14 protein-coding genes, 2 tRNA genes and 3 rRNA genes are annotated in these 22,586 nt (G+C 36.5%); 5 read left to right on the forward strand and 14 right to left on the reverse strand.

Annotated features, from left to right (window positions below; translation table 11 throughout):
* Positions 1–97: 97 nt before the first annotated feature.
* The 3 genes from rpmI to thrS all read right to left on the reverse strand — a co-directional run bounded on the left by rpmI (position 98) and on the right by thrS (position 2,875).
* On the reverse strand, positions 98–295 hold the full coding sequence (rpmI, locus tag ES674_RS07695; RefSeq protein WP_148403360.1) for a 50S ribosomal protein L35: 198 nt from the start codon (positions 293–295) through the stop codon (positions 98–100).
* A gap of 55 nt (positions 296–350) precedes the next feature.
* Positions 351–869, reverse strand: a complete 519-nt coding sequence (gene infC / locus ES674_RS07700; RefSeq protein WP_246125988.1) for a translation initiation factor IF-3 — start codon at positions 867–869, stop codon at positions 351–353.
* A 68-nt stretch (positions 870–937) separates the two neighbouring features.
* The gene (gene thrS, locus ES674_RS07705) at positions 938–2,875 is read right to left on the reverse strand and encodes a threonine--tRNA ligase (protein WP_148403362.1); all 1,938 of its coding nucleotides are present in this window, start codon (positions 2,873–2,875) and stop codon (positions 938–940) included.
* 922 nt (positions 2,876–3,797) lie between these two features.
* Here thrS and ES674_RS07710 point away from each other — a divergent pair.
* The 5 genes from ES674_RS07710 to rrf all read left to right on the forward strand — a co-directional run bounded on the left by ES674_RS07710 (position 3,798) and on the right by rrf (position 9,056).
* A 16S ribosomal RNA gene (locus ES674_RS07710) occupies positions 3,798–5,323 on the forward strand.
* 153 nt (positions 5,324–5,476) lie between these two features.
* Positions 5,477–5,550: transfer RNA gene (locus tag ES674_RS07715), tRNA-Ile, on the forward strand.
* A 136-nt stretch (positions 5,551–5,686) separates the two neighbouring features.
* Positions 5,687–5,760: transfer RNA gene (locus ES674_RS07720), tRNA-Ala, on the forward strand.
* A 229-nt stretch (positions 5,761–5,989) separates the two neighbouring features.
* Positions 5,990–8,817, forward strand: a 23S ribosomal RNA gene (locus ES674_RS07725).
* A gap of 130 nt (positions 8,818–8,947) precedes the next feature.
* Positions 8,948–9,056 (forward strand): 5S ribosomal RNA (gene rrf, locus ES674_RS07730).
* The 16S, 23S and 5S rRNA genes sit together here with 2 tRNA genes alongside, the layout of an rRNA operon.
* A gap of 144 nt (positions 9,057–9,200) precedes the next feature.
* On the opposite strand, the gene ES674_RS07735 is transcribed toward rrf, so the two are convergent.
* The 11 genes from ES674_RS07735 to ES674_RS07785 form a co-directional block, all read right to left on the reverse strand.
* A complete protein-coding gene (locus ES674_RS07735; RefSeq protein ID WP_148403363.1) occupies positions 9,201–9,434 on the reverse strand; it encodes a DUF6095 family protein in 234 nt (77 codons plus the stop codon).
* Positions 9,424–10,242, reverse strand: a complete 819-nt coding sequence (gene murQ, locus ES674_RS07740; protein WP_148403364.1) for an N-acetylmuramic acid 6-phosphate etherase — start codon at positions 10,240–10,242, stop codon at positions 9,424–9,426. Before murQ ends, ES674_RS07735 begins: the two co-directional genes overlap by 11 nt.
* A 50-nt stretch (positions 10,243–10,292) precedes the next feature.
* Positions 10,293–11,105, reverse strand: a complete 813-nt coding sequence (locus ES674_RS07745) for a DUF4249 domain-containing protein (protein ID WP_148403365.1) — start codon at positions 11,103–11,105, stop codon at positions 10,293–10,295.
* A gap of 4 nt (positions 11,106–11,109) precedes the next feature.
* Positions 11,110–13,485 (reverse strand): TonB-dependent receptor, encoded by a 2,376-nt coding sequence (locus ES674_RS07750; RefSeq protein ID WP_148403366.1) that lies wholly within the window; start codon positions 13,483–13,485, stop codon positions 11,110–11,112.
* Between the two features lie 73 nt (positions 13,486–13,558).
* On the reverse strand, positions 13,559–15,784 hold the full coding sequence (locus tag ES674_RS07755; protein WP_148403367.1) for an NADP-dependent isocitrate dehydrogenase: 2,226 nt from the start codon (positions 15,782–15,784) through the stop codon (positions 13,559–13,561).
* A 157-nt stretch (positions 15,785–15,941) separates the two neighbouring features.
* Positions 15,942–16,514 (reverse strand): pentapeptide repeat-containing protein, encoded by a 573-nt coding sequence (locus ES674_RS07760; protein WP_148403368.1) that lies wholly within the window; start codon positions 16,512–16,514, stop codon positions 15,942–15,944.
* A 702-nt stretch (positions 16,515–17,216) separates the two neighbouring features.
* A complete protein-coding gene (gene rplS / locus ES674_RS07765; protein WP_148403369.1) occupies positions 17,217–17,570 on the reverse strand; it encodes a 50S ribosomal protein L19 in 354 nt (117 codons plus the stop codon).
* Positions 17,571–17,716: 146 nt separating this feature from the next.
* Positions 17,717–18,394, reverse strand: coding sequence for a tRNA (guanosine(37)-N1)-methyltransferase TrmD (gene trmD / locus ES674_RS07770; RefSeq protein ID WP_148403370.1), 678 nt, complete (start codon positions 18,392–18,394; stop codon positions 17,717–17,719).
* A 187-nt stretch (positions 18,395–18,581) separates the two neighbouring features.
* The gene (locus ES674_RS07775) at positions 18,582–19,208 is read right to left on the reverse strand and encodes a tRNA (guanine-N1)-methyltransferase (RefSeq protein ID WP_148403371.1); all 627 of its coding nucleotides are present in this window, start codon (positions 19,206–19,208) and stop codon (positions 18,582–18,584) included.
* Positions 19,209–19,407: 199 nt separating this feature from the next.
* Positions 19,408–20,856, reverse strand: a complete 1,449-nt coding sequence (locus ES674_RS07780; protein WP_148403372.1) for a glyceraldehyde-3-phosphate dehydrogenase — start codon at positions 20,854–20,856, stop codon at positions 19,408–19,410.
* Between the two features lie 171 nt (positions 20,857–21,027).
* Positions 21,028–22,443 (reverse strand): trypsin-like peptidase domain-containing protein, encoded by a 1,416-nt coding sequence (locus tag ES674_RS07785; RefSeq protein ID WP_148403373.1) that lies wholly within the window; start codon positions 22,441–22,443, stop codon positions 21,028–21,030.
* Between the last annotated feature and the right edge of the window lie 143 nt (positions 22,444–22,586).

The raw sequence follows: 22,586 nt of genomic DNA on the forward strand, positions 1-22,586 counted from the left end.
ACTTTAGTTCAAAAATCTTAAATTAACATACGTTAATCATTAATTTTTGAAGCCTAACTCCAGGGTTTATTAATCGTTCTAACCGGTTAAAACCGTATTACTTTAAACGTAACATGATTTTAACATTGTTCTCGTCTGCCTCATGTACTAAAGTCGATTTAGTTAAGGCAAGCTTGCGCTTTTTAGATTTCTTTGTTAAGATGTGACTCTTAAAAGCGTGCTTTCTTTTAATTTTACCAGTACCAGTAAGTTTAAATCTTTTCTTGGCACTAGATTTGGTTTTCATTTTAGGCATTGTTCTTCCTAGTTTAGTTTATTTCGCTTACTATTTTCAACCTGAATTTCAGGATTTATTTTGATTTTTTAGGAGAAATAAACATCGTCATTCGTTTACCTTCCAGTTTAGGCATTTGTTCAACTTTACCTAAATCTTCTAAATCTTGCGCTAAACGCAATAATAGAATTTGTCCTTGTTCTTTAAAAACAATAGATCGGCCTTTAAAGAATACAAACGCTTTTAACTTCGCGCCTTCTTGTAAAAACTTCTCGGCATGTTTCTTTTTAAACTCGTAATCATGATCATCTGTTTGAGGACCAAAACGAATTTCTTTAACAACAACTTTTGAAGCTTTCGCTTTTAAAACCTTCTCACGTTTCTTTTGTTCATAAAGAAACTTCTTATAATCCATCACTTTACAAACAGGAGGATCTGCTTTTGGAGATATTTCAACAAGGTCAAGCCCTTGCTCATCGGCCATGGCCAACGCTTCTTTTGTTGTGTAGACACCTACTTCAACATTATCACCTACTAAACGCACTTTTTCCACTCTAATCTTAGAGTTGATTTTGTGCTGATCTTCTTGATTCACTCGACGAGGAGCTGATCTTCTTCTACGTATTGCTATGGCCTTATAATTTTAGTTTAACTTAATATTTATTAAAACGGTTTTAGTGTTTTATTGACTTCTTTGTTTAGAATATCAGTGAATTCTTGTACAGTAATCATGCCAAGGTCTTCACCACCGTGCTGACGAACCGAAATCTTACCTTCTTGTTCCTCATTTTCACCAACAATAATCATATATGGGATCTTTTTCAATTCGGCTTCGCGAATTTTCTTACCCATTGTTTCATTTCTATTGTCAATTAGGGCGCGAATTTCGTCATTTTCTAGCATATTTAAAACTTTTTTCGCGTATTTTTCATATTTCTCACTAATAGAAAGTACAATAACTTGGTCTGGTACCAACCACAGTGGGAAATTACCTGCTGTATGTTCTAGTAAGATGGCTACAAAACGTTCCATGCTTCCAAAAGGTGCACGGTGTATCATAACAGGTCTGTGAAGCTCATTGTCACTGCCTTTGTAGGTTAATTCGAAACGTTCTGGTAAGTTATAATCCACCTGAATGGTTCCTAATTGCCATTGTCTACCAAGAGCATCTTTCACCATAAAGTCTAATTTTGGACCGTAAAAGGCTGCTTCACCTGTTTCAACCACAAAATTCAAATTCTTGTCTTTTGCCGCATTTAAAATGGCAGCTTCTGCTTTTTGCCAGTTTTCATCGCTACCAATGTATTTTTCTGGCGTTGCAGGATCACGTAATGAAACTTGTGCCGTGAAATTCTCAAAACCTAAAGATCCAAATACATATAATACCAAATCTATAACCGCTTTGAACTCTTCATCCAACTGGTCTGGCATACAAAATATATGGGCATCATCTTGAGTAAAACCTCTTACACGTGTTAAACCGTGTAACTCACCACTTTGCTCATATCTATATACGGTACCAAATTCAGCGAAACGTTTAGGTAAATCTTTGTAAGACCATTGGCTACTGTTGTAAATTTCGCAGTGATGTGGACAGTTCATAGGTTTTAAGAGGAATTCTTCACCTTCTTTTGGTGTTCCTATAGGTTGAAAACTGTCTTCACCATACTTGGCGTAATGTCCAGATGTTACATAAAGTTCTTTCTGTCCAATATGTGGCGTAATTACCATTTCGTAACCAGCTTTCTTTTGTGCTTTTTTAAGAAATGACTCTAATCTATCTCGTAAAGCCGCGCCTTTTGGTAACCATAACGGTAAGCCTTGACCAACTTTTTGAGAAAATGTAAACAGATCAAGCTCTTTACCTAATTTTCTATGGTCACGTTTTTTGGCTTCTTCTAATAAATGAAGATATTCTGTTAAGTCTTTTTGTTTCGGAAATGATATACCGTAAACGCGCGTTAATTGCTTATTTTTTTCGTCACCTTTCCAATAAGCTCCAGCAACACTTAATATTTTAACCGCTTTGACAATTCCGGTATTTGGAATATGGCCACCCCGACATAAATCGGTAAAAGTGTCATGATCACAAAATGTGATGGTGCCATCTTCTAAATTGCCAATCAAATCTAATTTATAATTATTTTTATCTCTATAATAGGATAGCGCTTCTAGTTTTGAAACGTCACGCATATTAAATTCATGTTTTCCACGTGCTATTTCTAGCATTTTATCTTCAATGCTTTTAAAGTCTTTATCGGAAATCGTTTCTTCACCTAAATCTATATCGTAATAAAAGCCGTTTTCAATTGCGGGACCCACCCATAATTTAGAAGTAGGGTAGAGAGTTTCAATAGCTTGCGCTAATATATGAGCCGATGAATGCCAGAATGCCTTTTTACCTTCATCATCATTCCAGGTATATAAAATAAGAGTACCATCCGTGGTCAATGGGGTTTTGGTTTCTAGAACCGTATCATTAAATTTTGCCGAAATAACATTTCTTGCTAATCCTTCGCTAATGCTTTTTGCAACCTCCATTGGCGTTGTTCCCGTCTCAACCGACTTTATACTGCCATCTGGCAATGTAATCTGTATCATTATATATAGTGTAATTATGAAGGACAAATATAATAGGATAAATATTTACATACAATATATATATAGGTATTAATTTGAAAAACTGACTCAATTGAACGTCTTCATATATAGAGTACTGTATTTTTTTAAGTTTTGTCATGCATATATAGTGTACTTTAACCCCAAATTCCTACCTAAAATCCCACTTATAATCCCATTTCCAAACAAAGGCGGTTCAAAGCACATTAAAAGTGCATTTAGGATAATAAAATTTGAGTTGTAACGTCTTGATATTCTGCTTTTAGAAAATTAAATCAAAAATACTTTAAAAAAAGCTTGTAAAAGGGAAAGATTGGGTTGTATATTTGCAGCCGCTAAAAACGGTAACACTGTTGGCAGCGACGTTCATTGAGAGGCAAAAAAGGATTAAGATAGGAGGTTAAAAAATTAATTTCAAATTAAATCAAGAAAAGCTTTGCAGGGATAAAAAAGGTTGTATATTTGCAGCCGCTAAAAACGGCAACGCTGTTGGAAGCTACGTTCATTGAGAAGCACAATAAAGATTAAGATTTTGACATTAGAATTTAATTTCAATTTAAATCTAAAAAAGCTTTGCAGGAATAAAAAAGGTTGTATATTTGCAGCCGCTAAAAACGGCAACGTTCTTAGAAAGTTCCAGAGGAAATATTGAAAACGGAGTTTGGGAAAAAATTTAAATTTTTTCTAAAATAAAGTTTGCGGGTTACAAAAAGAGTAATTATATTTGCACCCGCTTAAGAGATAAACGCCTTAAGAAACAGATAAAAAAGTTCATAGACATATTGAATTGACAGCGTAAGATTTAACTGGAAACGGTTAAGTTGAACAAAAGAGAATAAACCATTTTGAGTAATTAGAGAATTAAATCTATTTCGATTAGTTGTTAAATAATATTTAAGAATTAACGATGAAGAGTTTGATCCTGGCTCAGGATGAACGCTAGCGGCAGGCTTAACACATGCAAGTCGAACGGTAACAGGAATTAGCTTGCTAATTTGCTGACGAGTGGCGCACGGGTGAGTAACGCGTATACAATCTACCTTTTACAGTGGGATAGCCCAGAGAAATTTGGATTAATACCGCATAGTATTATTAGTTGGCATCAATTGATAATTAAAGTTTCGGCGGTAAAAGATGAGTATGCGTTCTATTAGCTTGATGGTAAGGTAACGGCTTACCATGGCATCGATAGATAGGGGCCCTGAGAGGGGGACCCCCCACACTGGTACTGAGACACGGACCAGACTCCTACGGGAGGCAGCAGTGAGGAATATTGGACAATGGGCGCAAGCCTGATCCAGCCATGCCGCGTGCAGGAAGACTGCCCTATGGGTTGTAAACTGCTTTTATACAGGAAGAAACACCCCGACGTGTCGGGGCTTGACGGTACTGTAAGAATAAGGATCGGCTAACTCCGTGCCAGCAGCCGCGGTAATACGGAGGATCCAAGCGTTATCCGGAATCATTGGGTTTAAAGGGTCCGTAGGTGGATAATTAAGTCAGGGGTGAAAGTCTGCAGCTCAACTGTAGAATTGCCCTTGATACTGGTTATCTTGAGTTATTATGAAGTAGTTAGAATATGTGGTGTAGCGGTGAAATGCATAGATATCACATAGAATACCAATTGCGAAGGCAGATTACTAATAATACACTGACACTGATGGACGAAAGCGTGGGGAGCGAACAGGATTAGATACCCTGGTAGTCCACGCCGTAAACGATGGATACTAGTTGTTCGGTTTTCGGACTGAGTGACTAAGCGAAAGTGATAAGTATCCCACCTGGGGAGTACGTTCGCAAGAATGAAACTCAAAGGAATTGACGGGGGCCCGCACAAGCGGTGGAGCATGTGGTTTAATTCGATGATACGCGAGGAACCTTACCAGGGCTTAAATGTAGATTGACAGGTTTAGAGATAGACTTTTCTTCGGACAATTTACAAGGTGCTGCATGGTTGTCGTCAGCTCGTGCCGTGAGGTGTCAGGTTAAGTCCTATAACGAGCGCAACCCCTGTTGTTAGTTGCCAGCGAGTCATGTCGGGAACTCTAACAAGACTGCCAGTGCAAACTGTGAGGAAGGTGGGGATGACGTCAAATCATCACGGCCCTTACGTCCTGGGCTACACACGTGCTACAATGGTAGGGACAGAGAGCAGCCACTGGGTGACCAGGAGCGAATCTATAAACCCTATCACAGTTCGGATCGGAGTCTGCAACTCGACTCCGTGAAGCTGGAATCGCTAGTAATCGCATATCAGCCATGATGCGGTGAATACGTTCCCGGGCCTTGTACACACCGCCCGTCAAGCCATGGAAGCTGGGAGTGCCTGAAGTCCGTCACCGCAAGGAGCGGCCTAGGGTAAAATTGGTAACTAGGGCTAAGTCGTAACAAGGTAGCCGTACCGGAAGGTGCGGCTGGAACACCTCCTTTCTAGAGAAAGACGACTAATTTGAATACTTCTAAATAAAAGAAGTGGCTTATTCTCAAGCTGTTAATTTAAAATAATATCAGTTCACAGTATAATAGTTCATAATGCAGTATTTAATACTAAAAATTGAATTAAAACACTTAAAAACTGAAAAGAGTCTCATAGCTCAGCTGGTTAGAGCGCTACACTGATAATGTAGAGGTCGGCAGTTCGAGTCTGCCTGAGACTACAACAAAAAAGAGTTCAAAACTTGATTAATTAAGGTTTGAAAACGTTCATTACATACTGAAAGGAAATTTTAGAAGTTGAGATACCTCTCCTTTTTGGAATTAGGAATTTATATTTCGAAATTTCATTTAGAACATGGGGGATTAGCTCAGCTGGCTAGAGCGCCTGCCTTGCACGCAGGAGGTCATCGGTTCGACTCCGATATTCTCCACAAACATACTCACGAAAGTGGGTATCTCATAAGGAATGCTGTCAATTTAATTGAAAGACAACCAAGTGAGGTCTCTAATTTATTAGAGAACCAACGTTCATTGACATATTGAAAAAGATACATGAAATCTAATAATTAGAATCGTCTAATTATTAGATTAAAAAAGTGATTAATTAGGGTTACGAGCTTTTAATTAATCACAGTAAACTCATTAAAAAAGCAAATAGTACAATAAGCTAAATAAGGGCGTATGGGGAATGCCTTGGCTCTCAGAGGCGATGAAGGACGTGATAAGCTGCGAAAAGCTGCGGGGATTGGCACATACAAGTTGATCCGCAGATATCCGAATGGGGCAACCCAGCATGTTGAAGACATGTTACACCGTAAGGTGAGCAAACCCGGAGAACTGAAACATCTAAGTACCCGGAGGAGAAGAAAACAATAGTGATTCCGTAAGTAGTGGCGAGCGAACGCGGATTAGCCCAAACCAGATTTGTTACGGCAAATTTGGGGTTGTAGGACCACAACATTGAATGTCATATGAATTAGAACGCTTTGGAAAGAGCGACCACAGAGGGTGATAGTCCCGTATAGGTAAAGAAGACAAACATAGTGGTATCCTGAGTAGTGCGGGACACGAGTAATCCTGTATGAAACAGTCGGGACCATCCGATAAGGCTAAATACTCCTGAGAGACCGATAGTGAACTAGTACCGTGAGGGAAAGGTGAAAAGAACCCTGAATAAGGGAGTGAAATAGAACCTGAAACCATACGCTTACAAGCGGTCGGAGCCCTTTAGGGGGTGACGGCGTGCCTTTTGCATAATGAGCCTACGAGTTACCGTTGCTAGCAAGGTTAAGGACTTCAGGTCCGGATCCGTAGCGAAAGCGAGTCTGAATAGGGCGCTTTAGTTAGTAGTGGTAGACGCGAAACCGTGTGATCTACCCATGGGCAGGTTGAAGCTGTAGTAACATACAGTGGAGGACCGAACCGGTTGACGTTGAAAAGTCTTCGGATGACCTGTGGGTAGGGGTGAAAGGCCAATCAAACTCGGAAATAGCTCGTACTCCCCGAAATGCATTTAGGTGCAGCGTTGATTTTATAGTTTTATAGAGGTAGAGCTACTGATTGGATGCGGGGGCTTCACCGCCTACCAATTCCTGACAAACTCCGAATGCTATATAATGATAATCAGCAGTGAGGGCATGGGTGCTAAGGTCCATGTCCGAGAGGGAAAGAACCCAGACCATCAGCTAAGGTCCCCAAATATATGTTAAGTTGAAAAAACGAGGTTGAACTGCTTAGACAGCTAGGATGTTGGCTTGGAAGCAGCCATTCATTTAAAGAGTGCGTAACAGCTCACTAGTCGAGCGGTTCGGCATGGATAATAATCGGGCATAAACATATTACCGAAGCTATGGACTTATTAATAAGTGGTAGGGGAGCATTGTAGTGTCGTCGAAGGTGAGTCGTGAGGCTTGCTGGAGAAGCTACAAAAGAAAATGTAGGCATAAGTAACGATAATGCGGGCGAGAAACCCGCACTCCGAAAGACTAAGGTTTCCTCAGCTATGCTAATCAGCTGAGGGTTAGTCGGGACCTAACGCGAACCCGAAAGGGGTAGTGGATGGACAACAGGTTAATATTCCTGTACCTGCTCACACTAAAAGTGACGGAGGCGAAAAGTTGGTGCGTACTGACGGAATAGTACGTTGAAGGATGTGGTAACACTCCGATAGTACACTAAAGCTACGGCTGCGGTGATAATCCAGCAAATCGACTTCCAAGAAAAGCGAGTGAAGCAGCCCGTACCCTAAACCGACACAGGTAGTTGGGATGAGAATTCTAAGGAGCTCGAGAGATTCATGGTTAAGGAACTAGGCAAAATAGACGCGTAACTTCGGGAGAAGCGTCGCCCCCCTCCGGGGGGGCCGCAGTGAAAGAGTCCAGGCGACTGTTTATCAAAAACACAGGGCTATGCTAAATTGAAAAATGACGTATATGGCCTGACACCTGCCCGGTGCTGGAAGGTTAAGTGGAGGGTTTAGCTTCGGCGAAGATCTGAAATGAAGCCCCAGTAAACGGCGGCCGTAACTATAACGGTCCTAAGGTAGCGAAATTCCTTGTCGGGTAAGTTCCGACCTGCACGAATGGTGCAACGATCTGGACACTGTCTCAACCATGAGCTCGGTGAAATTGTAGTATCGGTGAAGATGCCGATTACCCGCTGTGGGACGAAAAGACCCCGTGCACCTTTACTATAGCTTAGTATTGGTTTTGGATAAGTAATGTGTAGGATAGGTGGGAGACTTTGAAGCGGCGTCGCTAGGCGTTGTGGAGTCATTGTTGAAATACCACCCTTTGCTTATCTAGAGTCTAACCCTTCAAAAAAGGGGACAGTGCTTGGTGGGTAGTTTGACTGGGGTGGTCGCCTCCAAAAGAGTAACGGAGGCTTCTAAAGGTTCCCTCAGTACGGTTGGTAATCGTGCGTAGAGTGCAATGGCATAAGGGAGCTTGACTGAGAGACATACAGGTCGATCAGGTACGAAAGTAGAGCATAGTGATCCGGTGGTTCCGCATGGAAGGGCCATCGCTCAAAGGATAAAAGGTACGCCGGGGATAACAGGCTGATCTCCCCCAAGAGCTCATATCGACGGGGGGGTTTGGCACCTCGATGTCGGCTCGTCACATCCTGGGGCTGGAGAAGGTCCCAAGGGTTGGGCTGTTCGCCCATTAAAGTGGCACGCGAGCTGGGTTCAGAACGTCGTGAGACAGTTCGGTCTCTATCTACAGTGGGCGTTAGAAATTTGAGTGGATCTGACTCTAGTACGAGAGGACCGAGTTGGACAAACCTCTGGTGTATCTGTTGTTCCGCCAGGAGCATTGCAGAGTAGCTACGTTTGGAAGGGATAAGCGCTGAAAGCATATAAGCGCGAAACCCACCACAAGATGAGATTTCTTTAAAGGGTCGTGGGAGATTACCACGTTGATAGGCTATAGGTGTAAAGGCAGTAATGTCATAGCCGAGTAGTACTAATAACCCATAGGCTTATTGTACGCCTGTTTTTTTTATACAAAGTTTACAAAACAAATCATGTAATTCTTTTTCAATATGTTAAGATATTTGTCACATCTATATGTGACGCTGATGTAATAGGCCTAAAAACCTATTACCTTAGCTATAACTTAAGGTGGTTATAGCGACGGGGCTCACCTCTTACCATTCCGAACAGAGTAGTTAAGCCCGTTTGCGCCGATGGTACTGCATCTCGTGGGAGAGTAGGTCGCCGCCTTTTTTAGAGTCCCGATTCATTTTTGAATCGGGACTTTTTTGTTTTATAATCTCTCAATTTAAATGGCTTTACTTTTGGAATTGGATATAAAAAAAAGCGCAATTTGCGCTTTTACTATTTCTGGTAGCTTTAAATAAAACATAATACCTAATTAAACATACTATCCATTATTGTTTTAAGTCCTTTAAAAGCAAAGAATATGGCGGATCCGCATATAAGTATTCCAATTATTAGGATGGGAATGTATAGTGGTTTCTCTTGATTGCTAAAAGCTACATATAATAATGTTGGGCCTAAAAACATACAGCCTAATGAGATAGCCATGAACTTAATGCCTTTATACAGAAGTTCTTTATTCGTGCGTTTAGTTTTAGTTTCCATGGTTATAATTTTCTATAGATGTTCTTACATTTTTATGTTTTTCTAAAAGGACTCGTGCTTCAGAATAATCAATTTTTAATTCTTCCATCAACATGTGAATACCACGTTCTACTAGTTTAGCATTGCTTAATTGCATATCCACCATCTTATTCCCTTTTATATGACCCAATTGAATCATAGTCGTTGTGGTAATCATATTGAGCACTAATTTTTGAGCTGTACCTGCTTTCATTCTAGAGCTACCCGTTACAAATTCAGGTCCAACAACCACTTCAATAGGATATTTGGAAACTAATGATAATGGACTATTTTTGTTGCAAGTAATACAGCTCGTTATTATGTTATTTACATTGCATGCCTCCAAAGCAGCAATAACATAGGGTGTTGTGCCAGATGCGGCTATTCCAATTACAACATCTTTTGATGAGACCTGGAAAGCTTTTAAATCTTCCCAACCTTGTGTTTTAGAATCTTCTGCATTTTCAACAGCTTTTCTTATTGCGGAATCGCCACCAGCAATTATGCCGATTACCAAATCATGGGAAACCCCAAAAGTGGGAGGACATTCAGAAGCATCAAGTATTCCTAATCTACCGCTAGTGCCTGCGCCAATATAAAATAATCGGCCTCCAGATTTCAATTTCTTTACAATTTCAGAAACTAAATTTTCTATATGGGGAAGTTCTTTGGCAACTGCTGAAGGAACAGATTGATCTTCAGTATTGATATGTTGTAGGATTTCGGATATGGTTAACCTTTCCAAATGATTGTATTTTGAATCCTGCTCTGTTATTTTGTTAAAGCTCATAGTTTCAAAATTACAAAATATAATTTGTAAAAGTTATTATATTGCTCTGACTATTCTATTGTATAGGTAATTTCAACTACTTCTGATAAACGGAAATATCCCAAAGGATAATTGGCCTGATTGGTAGTATTTATACAATTGCCGCGCACTGTTGCGGGCTGCGTTTCAAAAGGTCCGCCGCCGCTTGCTGTTTGTTGTAAGAGAATAAACATAAATTCGTAAAAGCGTTTTGAAACGCCATAATTTCGTATTATAACGGATTCATTTACTATTAAATCCTCTTCCACATAATAACCAAAAATCTGATTTCCATTAACAAATTTGTCTTGAAGTACGGACATAGTTTTGGTGACGGGTAAACTTGGCGTAAATTCAAATAAATAATAATTTTCCTCATTTACTGGGTCTGTAAAGAATGCTTTTATCTCGGTATCTTCTCCAGTAATTCCACCTTCTAAATTCTGCTCTATAAAATCGAATTCTGAAACGCCTAAAAGTGTTTCTGTTGCTGTATAAATTTCGTTATTGTAATTTATAGTAAGCTTGTATTGGGTATTCAAAATTGGAACAAAATAGGTATTTATATATATTCCGCTTGTACCATCTTCAACAAAATTATAATTAATATTATTGCTATCTGTTATAAAAACATCAGCATTGTTAGCAGGAGGTACCGTAGATTCAAAATAAGGTGCTGTTAAAGAGAGTTTAATTTCTTGAGCACTTCCTGAAGTTCCTTTAATCCAATTTATAGAAGCATCAATAACTAATTTAGGATCTGTGGTGGGCAAATCCACATCAATTACCTCTTCACAAGATGAGAACGATAATGCGATTAGGATTATGAAAAATATATGTTTCATGTTATTAGAATTTAAAATTATAAGAAACAGATGGCACGATGCCAAAAATAGATAAGCGTGTGGCTTCATTTACACCCGTATCTCTATTTTCAGCGAAGGTAATAGAAGCGGCATTATAACGGTTGTAAACATTATAAATACCAAAAATCCATTCGCCTTGCCGGCCTGAAGTTTTATCAGGTTTTGGGGTGTAAGTTGCCGATAAATCTAAACGATTATAGGTTGGCAAACGGTATTGATTTCTAAAACCATAATTAGGAATAGTGATTCCATTATATTCATATTGCGCATTTGGGTAAGTTACTGGTTGACCTGTTTGGAATAAAAAGTTCGCATTAAAACGCCATTTTTTAGTAAAATCATAACTTGCTGTAAAGGAAACATCATGTGTTTTGTCATAAGCCGTTTTATACCATTCACCATTATTGATTCCGGGTTCGGAATCATTTTTTCCTGGTGTTCGTTGTTCTGAACGTGATAGAGTATAAGCTATCCATCCTTTAAATCGGCCTGTGTTTTTTCTGAAAAGGATTTCCATACCATAAGCACGAGCTTCGCCATTCAAAATTATTTGCTCAATGGCATCATTGGCAATTAAATCGGCGCCATCAATATAATCGATTCTATTTTTAACCGTTTTATAGAACGTTTCAAGTTCTAACGAAAAGACATCGCTCTTAAAATTTCGAAAATAACCAAGAGCTACTTGATCTAATATTTGAGGCTCGGTATACATGCCACTAGGCGTCCAAATATCTAATGGGGTTGGGGAGCTGGTATTGGACAACAAATGTAAATACTGACTCAAGCGATTATAACTTGCCTTTACAGAAGAATTATCTTCTAATAGATACGCTATGGCCAATCTAGGCTCTAAATTCCCAAAGGATTTTAAAACTTTACCACGTTTATACGTGTTAATAGCTATGGGATCTGCTTTTTCATAAATCTGTAATTCTTTATTAAAAATAACAGGTTCATCATTTGCATACATGTTCAGCTCATCTTGACCTAATCTTAAAAATGTGCTGTATCGTAACCCATATGACAGTTGAATTTTATCTGATAATTTCTGATCAACATCTAAATAGAAAGCGTTTTCAAAAGCATATTTATCTATTAATTTATCGGGATTAATACCGGAATCTTCTGAAGACGGTTTAATTTCACCTGGATTAAACTTATGGTATATACTATTTAAACCATATTGAAGCGTTATATTATTGCTTACATAATGCTTAAAATCATATTTAACATTCGCGTTACGAATCCCGGAATCCCAATTAAAACCTATAAAGTTTAGATTTAAACCGTAATAATAATCAGAGTAAATTAGGGATAGGTTGGAGAATAACTTATCTGAAAACAAATGATTCCATCTAAAATTTAGGACCGTATTGCCATACGTATTTTTGAAACTATCATTGAAACTTAAAACATCACGACCAAAATAACCAGATAAATAAATGTTATTACTCTCGTTAAGCTTATAACTTATTTTGGTGTTTAAATCATAGAAATACGCTTTGTTGTCTAAATCAAAAAGTGGGAGAAACAAATGAGCATAAGTGGCTCTTCCGCCTAAAAGAAAAGATCCTGTGCCTTTATTGATTGGACCTTCAGCTAAAAGCCGACTTGAAATAATTCCAATTCCGCCATTCATGTGAAACTTATTCTTATTACCTTCTTTTTGATATATATCTAAAACGGAGGACACGCGACCACCATATCTTGCAGGAATTCCACCTTTATATAACTTCAAATCTTTTATAGCATCGGGGTTGAAAACCGAGAAGAATCCGAAAAGATGCGATGAATTATAAATTGTAGCTTCATCTAAAAGGATTAGGTTTTGATCGGCTGCGCCACCTCGAACATTAAAACCGGAAGCACCTTCACCAGCCGTTGTAACGCCTGGAAGTAGCGTAATGGATTTTATAACGTCTGCTTCACCAAAAACCACAGGAATTGCCTTGATGGTATTGGCTGACATGGCGTTTAAACTCATTTGAGGTTTTCTAATGTTGAGCTTTTCAACATTTTCTGTAAGAATAACTTCATTTAAACTTTCTACTGATTCTACCAAACTGAAATCCTTATTTGTGTTTTCAATGAGCGATATTGTTTCTGAAATTGGAGCATATCCTAAATAACTAATAACAACATTATAGGTTCCTTCTGGAATCGTGATGGAGTAGAAGCCATATTCATTGGTGGTTGCACCCGTTTTTAATTCTGGGAATAATATATTAACACCTATGAGCGTTTCGCTGCTTTGTGAATCAGAAATAACACCTTTTAAGGTAATTTTATTTTGAGACATCATGGAAGTCATACTGAAAGCGAAAATCAGAATTAACCAGAATATACGGATGTTCATTAATAGCCTATTTTTATTAAAAGTATAAAAAAAGCCCCTAAAATAGGAGCTTTTATAATAAATCTTTAAAAATTTATATGGTATTTAAAATTTTGTTTAACGTTTCACTTGGACGCATAACTTGGTTTATTAAATCGTCACTAGGTTCATAATAACCACCAATGCTAATTTGTTTTCCTTGAACGCTATTCAATTCGTTAATGATATTTTTTTCCTCCGCACTAAACAAAAGTGACACTTTTCCGAAGGTATTTTTCATATTAACATCTTTAGATTGCTTAGCAAGCGCTTCTGCCCAATATTTAGCCAAATAAAAATGACTACCTCTATTATCTAATTCACCAACTTTTCTAGAAGGAGACTGATTGTTTTCTAATAATTTTTCAGTTGCTTCATCCAATGCTTCAGCTAAAATAAGTGCTTTTGGGTTGTCTGTAGCTTCTGATAAATGTTCCAAAGAAACCGCTAGAGCTAAAAATTCACCTAATGAATCCCAACGTAAGTGATTTTCTTCTAATAATTGTTCCACATGTTTTGGAGCAGAACCACCCGCGCCCGTTTCAAATAAACCGCCGCCGTTCATTAAAGGAACAATTGATAACATTTTTGCACTTGTTCCTAATTCTAAAATAGGGAATAAGTCTGTTAAATAATCACGTAAAACATTTCCAGAAACCGAAATTGTATCTTCTCCAGCTTTTACGCGTTTTAATGTGAAATTGGTGGCATCAAAAGGTGATAGGATTCTGATATCTAACCCCGAAGTATCATGATCTTTTAAATAGGTATTTACTTTCTTAATTAATTCAACATCATGAGCACGTTCTTCATCCAACCAGAAAACGGCTGGCATTTGTGAGGCTCTTGCGCGGTTAACAGCTAATTTTACCCAGTCTTGAATAGGTGCATCTTTTACTTGACACATTCTCCAAATATCACCAGCTTCAACATTATGTTCAATTAAAATATGGTCATCATTATCTACAACCGTTACTTTTCCATTGCTAGCAATTTCAAAAGTTTTATCGTGAGATCCATATTCTTCAGCTTTTTGAGCCATTAATCCTACGTTTGGAACAGTTCCCATTGTAGTTGGATCAAAAGCACCGTTTTCTTTACAAAAAGCAATAGTTGCCGTATAAATTGAAGCATAACTGCTATCTGGAATTACCGCTTTTGTATCTTGTAATTCACCATTTTTGTTATACATTTTCCCTGAAGTACGAATCATTGCAGGCATAGAAGCATCCACAATAACATCACTAGGAACATGCAAATTGGTGATGCCTTTATCACTGTTTACCATGGCTATGTCTGGACGACTTTTAAAAGTAGCATCAATATCTGCTTCTATAGCTTTACGTTTTGTATCTGGTAATTCCGAAAGGTTACGAATTAAATCGCCAAAACCATTATTAACATCTACACCAATTTTTTCAAAGTCGGCTTGATATTTATCAAAAACATCTTTAAAGAAAACACGTACAGCATGACCAAAAATAATGGGATCACTCACTTTCATCATGGTGGCTTTCATATGTAATGAAAACAAAACATTATTTGCTTTAGCATCCGCAATTTCAGTTTCTAAAAAGCTTAAAAGTGCTTTTTTGCTCATAACGGTTCCATCAATAATTTCACCTTTTAATAAAGGGAAAGAATCTTTTAAAATGGTTTTTTTTCCAGCAGTATCTGTATGAACTATTTTAATACTTGTAGCAGCATTTAATGTAACCGACTTTTCATTGTGAGCAAAATCGCCTTCACTCATAGTAGCCACATTTGTTTTAGAATCTTTACTCCAAGCACCCATAGAATGTGGATGTTTCTTGGCAAAGTTTTTTACTGCTTTTGGAGCACGACGATCCGAGTTTCCTTCACGAAGAACAGGGTTTACAGCACTACCTTTTATTTTATCGTAACGCGTTTTAACGTCTTTATCTTGATCTGTTTTAACCTCTTCAGGATAATTTGGTAATTTAAAACCTTTATTTTGGAGCTCTTTAATAGCGGCATTTAATTGTGGAACAGACGCACTAATATTTGGTAATTTGATAATGTTGGCTTCTGGTTGCTTAACTAAATCGGCTAGAATAGCAAGAGCATCTTCCACACGTTGATCTTCCGTTAAAAATTCTGGAAAAGCGGCTAAAATTCTAGCGCCTAATGAGATGTCTTTGGTTTCTATAATTATTCCAGATGGTTTTGCAAATGCTTTAACTATTGGCAAAAATGATGCGGTTGCTAATGCGGGTGCTTCGTCTGTTTTTGTATAAATTATTCTAGAAGATTTTGTCATTATATTTTATTTTAGTTGGTACTATTACCTATTCTTTAAGAGTTGCAAATATACGAAATTCTTACAGGATTTGGCATATAGTTTCTAATATACTACAGCATAAAAGTGGCTTTTAATGATGCGATTTTTACTTTTTATTTTTTTGAAATTGAAATGTCTAATTAATGATAATTTGATAATTTTCTAGTAACAATAAAGCGCCTTCAACGGAAAACTTGGCTTGTTTTATTTTATTTCTTTCTGGATGAATATTGAAATTGGTAGCGGTTTGTAAATCGGCCTTTTCAAGATTGGTGTTATCAAAAATAGCATGCGCTAATGAGCAATCATTAAAGTTTACTTGGAATGCATGGGTTTGTGTGAAATCGGCATGATCTAAATTACAGGTTTCAAATGTCATAGCATTCAATTTCATTTTATAAAAAGACACATAACTGAAATTAGACAGCTTGGCAGAAATTGAAAATAAAAACGGATTGCATTCTTGTAATTGAACGCCCATTAATTTACAATCTATAAAGGAAACCTCTTTAAAGGTAGCGTCCTTCACTTTTGCAGCGCTTAAATTGCAATTAATAAATTCGCAATCCGAGAATGCCATATAGGATAGGAAAGAATCGGAAAAATCGCAATCTATGAATTGGCAATTATCATATTCACCTTTGGGAAGTGTTTGATGGGTATAATTTTGCTTTTCAAAAGTTTTATCGCAAATAAAGGGTAAATTCATGGTACTTGATTTTTGAATGGACCAAATTACTCAAAAGGATAGACTTAAAAAACAAAAGCCATATCATATCAGACGAACGTCTGGTTTGACATGGCTTTCTTTGAAACAGTTTGACGTGATCTATGCAATTTTACAATTACAAATTGTAGAGAATTATCTACAGAATTCGATTCAAGTGGCACTATTTCAAAAAGAAACATTTCATTGTACAACTTTCAAAATGTATTTACATGTTGTTAAAATGTTTCGGTTTACTGTTTTTCTTGATGTTTTGTCTTTATCACTATTCACTTTCATGAATGATTTACACACAAAGCATTGTTTCATAGTCTGATTCTTACTTTCGTTTTTAATAGACATTTGGAAACTTTCAACTTTTCTGACTACTAACTGCTTACACATTTAGCATATTAAAAAGTATCATGGTTTTCTAGTTAAGCACTGCAAAGCGATTGACCTTAAAACCTCAAAAAACAATAAGATATAAAGAACGTTTCTTTAAGGAACTAAAAGTTAATTTGTTTCTTTAGGACAAAACCAACTAGGTTGTCTTTTAATTCTTAATCTAATATAAGGCAAGATGTTAGATTTTCAAAATTTTCAATCAACTAGATATCAACAACTTATAAACTATAGTTATTAACTTTTGTTAATAAAAAAAGCCCTGTAAAAACAGGGCTTTCCAACGTTATCAACAATGTATTAACGTTTCATACTTTCTTTTATTCTAGCTTTCTTACCAGTTAAGCCTCTAAAGTAGTAGATACGTGCACGACGTACTTTACCACGTTTGTTAACTTCAACTTTTTGTAAAGCTGGCATATTGATAGGAAAAATACGTTCTACACCAATAGTTCCTGACATTTTTCTAATAGTAAATGTTTCAGATGATCCTGTTCCTCTTCTTTGAATAACAACACCTCTAAAGAACTGTGTACGTACTTTTTCGCCTTCTCTAATTTCGTAATAAACTGTAATTGTGTCTCCAGCACCAAACTCTGGAAAATCTTTTTTAGGTACAAATTCTTGTTGTACAAATTTGATTAAAGATTCCATTTCTTTTAAATTTTGTCTTAATTAATCCGAAACAACATACACGATTCTCGCCAGAGGTTAACTCGAAATTGGCTGCAAAGATAACTATTTATAAATAATCTGCAATTAATATTTTTATTTTTTACTGATGAATATCTGGGGTATTATTAATCCTCCAATAAGTCAGGTCTGCGGGCTTTAGTATGCTGATAAGCTTGCTCTTCACGCCATTTTTCTATTTCTGGAAAATTACCGCTGAATAATAATTCGGGTACTTTCCACCCTTTATACTCACGAGGTCTAGTGTAAATTGGTGGTGCCAATAAATTATCCTGAAAGGAATCGGTTAAAGCAGACGTTTCATTACCTAATACACCAGGAATTAAACGAATAACCGCATCGCATAAAACGGCTGCACCTAATTCACCTCCAGAAAGCACATAATCGCCTATGGAAATTTCACGTGTTATAAACTGATCGCGAACCCTTTGATCTACACCTTTGTAGTGACCGCATAGAATGATGATGTTTTCTTTTAAAGAAACCTGATTGGCTATACTTTGGTTTAAAGTTTCACCATCGGGCGTCATATAAATTATGTCGTCATAATCACGTTGAGACTTTAAATCTGAAATACATTTATCTATGGGCTCAATCATCATAACCATTCCGGCGCCGCCGCCAAATTGGTAATCGTCTATAGTTTTGTGGTTGTCCGTTGTATAATCCCGTAAATTATGAAAATGTACGGATACCAAATTCGCATCAATAGCTCGTTTTAAAATGGAGGCTTCAAACGGACTTTTTAATAATTCTGGTAAAACGGTTATGATATCGATACGCATGATAATACTTTTGAATTGCAAATATAATCGAATGTTTTGGGAACAATACGTTTAGTAGGGAAGTTTCAAAAAAAATCAATTTCAAAATTAATTTTTCGGAATAGCTCATAAACTGAATTCTTTTTAAACAAAAAAATCTACAAACCGAAGTGTGCAGATTTTAAAAGATCTTTATAAAGAAACTCAATTAGTTAATTCCCTTTTGTTTGTTCAGTTCGTCTTGTAATTGACGTCTTACTTTTTGTTCACGTTCAAGAGCCGTACGTCTGTGTTCTTCAAATTCCTCTTCAGTTTCTTCCAAGTTTTTACGCGCTTCACGAGTTACCGAATTACTATTTCTATACTTATACATAAAGAGTAGAAGCAAAGCTAATAATAAACCAACTATAGACCACATTAACACATTATAGTTCGGTTTCGTCATCTGTAAACCGAATAATTCCATATTATTCTTTTCGTCCGTTGTTTTATTAAGCGAAGTCTCCGTGTTTTTTAAACTGCTTTTCAAACTTACTATTTCATCATTTTGAGTGGCAATAGTTTCTTCAGCCGTTATAATTTCAGCATGAATAGATTTTAAAGAATCCAAGGTATGCGCTTTTAAAGTGCTTAACCAATTCTTTTTCACAACCTTGTAATCTTGATAATTGTTAGAGCGCTGAATTACGTATTCAAATTGACTGTCAATGGTTCCACTATCCAGAGATAATTTATCCTCTTCTTCATTAGTCTCTTGAGTATTGATATTTTGAGCATTTAAAGATGCACAACTGGCTATAAATAAAAGAAATATAAAATTTTTAAAGCTATTCATTGTTTTGGTGTGAAATTGTATGTCTGCTAAATTAAGAAAATATGTTTAGTTTAAAACACAAATACTTAAAAAGCCTCGCATTTGGAGGGCGCTTTATATACGAACGCTAATTAATTTTAGATGTTGTACAGCCTTCTTTTTTCAAAAAAAAATCCCACTTCATTTGAAGCGGGATTTTAAATGTATTTAATAATAACGACTAATAATATGTATAACGTCTTACTTTAGCAATATATTTGGCTAACCGGATAACTTGATGACTGTAACCATATTCATTATCATACCATATATAAAGAACTGCATTGGAACCATCTGGACGTACAATTGTGGCTTTACTATCAAAAATTGCAGGTGCAGAACTGCCTACAATATCACTTGATACCAACTCATCACTTAATTCATATTTTATTTGCTCCACTAAACTACCTTCTAAAGCATATTTCTTTAAGGTGGTATTTATAGTTTCAACGGTTGCTGGTTTTTTTAAATCTAAATTAAGAATTGCCAAAGAGCCGTTAGGAACAGGAACACGAATAGCATTAGATGTTAATTTTCCTTCTAAACTAGGTAAAGCTTTTGAAACTGCACTTCCAGCACCCGTTTCGGTAATTACCATGTTTAAAGCTGCTGCACGACCACGGCGGTATTTACTATGGAAGTTGTCCACTAAATTTTGATCGTTTGTATAGGCATGAATCGTTTCTAAATGTCCACTTTTTACACCAAATGTATCTTCTATAGCCTTTAAAACGGGCGTAATAGCGTTGGTTGTACAAGATGCTGCTGAAAAAATATCTACTGTATCAGGATTGTATTCTGTATGGTTTACGCCATGTACAATATTTGGAACGCCTTTTCCAGGTGCCGTTAATAATACTTTATCTGCGCCTTTAGATTTTAAATGTCTGCTTAAAGCTTCTTTATCTCTAAAAGCACCGGTATTATCAATAATTAAGGCATTGTTGATGCCGTATTTTGTATAATCAATATCTTCTGGCGCATTGGCTGAAATAATATTAACTGTAGTACCATTTATGATTAACGCACTGTTTTTAAGATCGGCAACAACAGTTCCTGAAAAATCTCCATGAACCGAATCGTTACGCAATAAAGACGCGCGTTTTTGTAAAACAACTTCATCAATAGCACCACGAGTAACAATAGCTCTTAAACGCAATTGGCTGCCTTTGCCTGTTTTTGTCATAAGCTCACGCGCTACCAAACGACCAATACGGCCAAAACCATAAAGCACAACATCTTTTGGTTTAATACTTTGTTCTTTTTTCGCGTCCTGTAATTTATGAGCTACGAAAGCTAAAGCATTGCTGAATTTCTTTTCTTCTAAATGGTATTCGTACGTTAATTTACCAATATCCAACTTGGCTGGTGGCAAATCTAATGTCTTGATGGCTTGAGCAATTTCAACAGAATCGAAAATTGAAATGGGCTTCTGTACAAATTCACCTGCGTATTCGTGTAAATTTAGAATTTCACTAACGTTGCGGTCAATCAATTGGTTTCTAAATAGTACCAATTCGATAGATTTATCATACCAAAGATCGCTAATAATTTTAATAAATTCTACCGTAGCTCTACGTCTATCGGCTTGAAAAGCTAATTCGCTTTCATAAGTTTCGTTAAAACTCATTGTTTAAAAATTTTAGTGTGTTGTTAAAATAGTCTATTTTCAAGTTGTTTTTAAATCTTGAATTTAAGCGCAAAAATAGTACATTTCAAACGTTTTCGTGGTGTTTATTTCAATAAAAAAATCCCTTAAACAGATAGTGCTGAAAGAGGGATTTTTTTGGTTTGCAGTCCGTTACCTAAAAATAAAACTTTGCTTTTGACCGCGTGTGTTTATAATACTGATTTTTTCAATCTTCTTATCAAAATCAGCGCCATATTTCTCTTTTAAGTTCGAAATATCATCAATACTATTAATTTGAATATCATTAATATCCGTGATGATATATCCTTTATTTAATCCGATTTTTTGATATAACCAGTAATTATCACTTTTTGTAACTAAAATGCCATGGTCAATATCGTATTGTTTTTTTATGTCTTCGGAAATATTCTTCACTTGAATATCCAAAAATTCTGCAGTTAATATTTCAAACTTGGATAAAGTAACAGCGATTATTTGTTTTGAATTGTCTCTTAAAATTTCAACCTGAACCACGTCATTAGGACGTTTTGTGTTCATGTAACCCGTTAAATCTGCGAATTTGGAAATTTTTACATTATCAATTTTAGTAATAACATCCCCTTTTTTGATGCCGGCTTGATCCGCTCCAGATTTGCCTTCCACAGCACCTACATAAAATCCTTCGGTTAAACTAACATCCAGTTCAGCAGAAGAATTGCTATTTAAACTGATACCGCTAACACCCAAAATACCATTTTGAACATTTCCGAATTCCATAATATCTTCAACCACTTTACGGGCAATATTACTAGGAACTGCAAAAGAATAGCCAATATAAGAACCCGTTTGGGAGCTGATGGCGGTGTTAATACCAATTAATTCCCCAAACACATTTACTAAAGCACCACCAGAGTTTCCGGGATTTACGGCAGCATCCGTTTGTATAAAGGATTGGTAATTTTGGCCTGTTAAATCTCTAGATTTAGCTGAAATTATACCAGCAGTAACCGTTGACGTTAAATTAAAAGGATTTCCAACAGCTAAAACCCATTCGCCAATTTTAGCGGTATCAGAATCGCCGAAGGTAATAAAGGGCAAATCTTCATCTGCATCAATTTTAAGTAAGGCAATATCTGTTTTTGGGTCTGTACCAATTAGTGTGGCCTTATAAATTTTGTTATCGTTAGTGGTTATGGATAATTCTTTTGCACCAGCAATTACATGGTTATTGGTTATAATATAACCGTTTTTATCTATAATAACGCCACTTCCAGTCCCTACTTGCGCTTTTTGTGATCGTCTTCCATAAAAGTAATCTTCCATGGTGGTAGGTGCTGAAACGATTGCCGTATTTTTTACGTGTACAACCGCGTGGACGGTTTCTTCAGCGGCTTCAATAAAATTTGGAACGTCTGAAGCATTTAATGTATTCGCGTTTTTATAACTGGTAGGGAAATAGGTAGATTGTACTTGTTCCTTTTTGGGGGAAATTGTTAATGTTTCTGATTCAAAATAAAATTTGTAGGCGGACAATGTTAAAACACCACCCAATACGGAAACAAATACGAGACTTAAAAATCTTTTCATAATGAATGTTTATTTATTAAATGAATAACGATTAAAATTAATCTATTATAGAACGACTTTTTTAAGTTTAACTTTTTTTAACGTACATTTTAACGTCTAATTAACATAGAAAAAACCCACCTTTAATTCATATATTTGCCCTA

It is taken from the genome of Bizionia myxarmorum (genome assembly GCF_008086205.1).
GTDB lineage: Bacteria > Bacteroidota > Bacteroidia > Flavobacteriales > Flavobacteriaceae > Algorimicrobium > Algorimicrobium myxarmorum.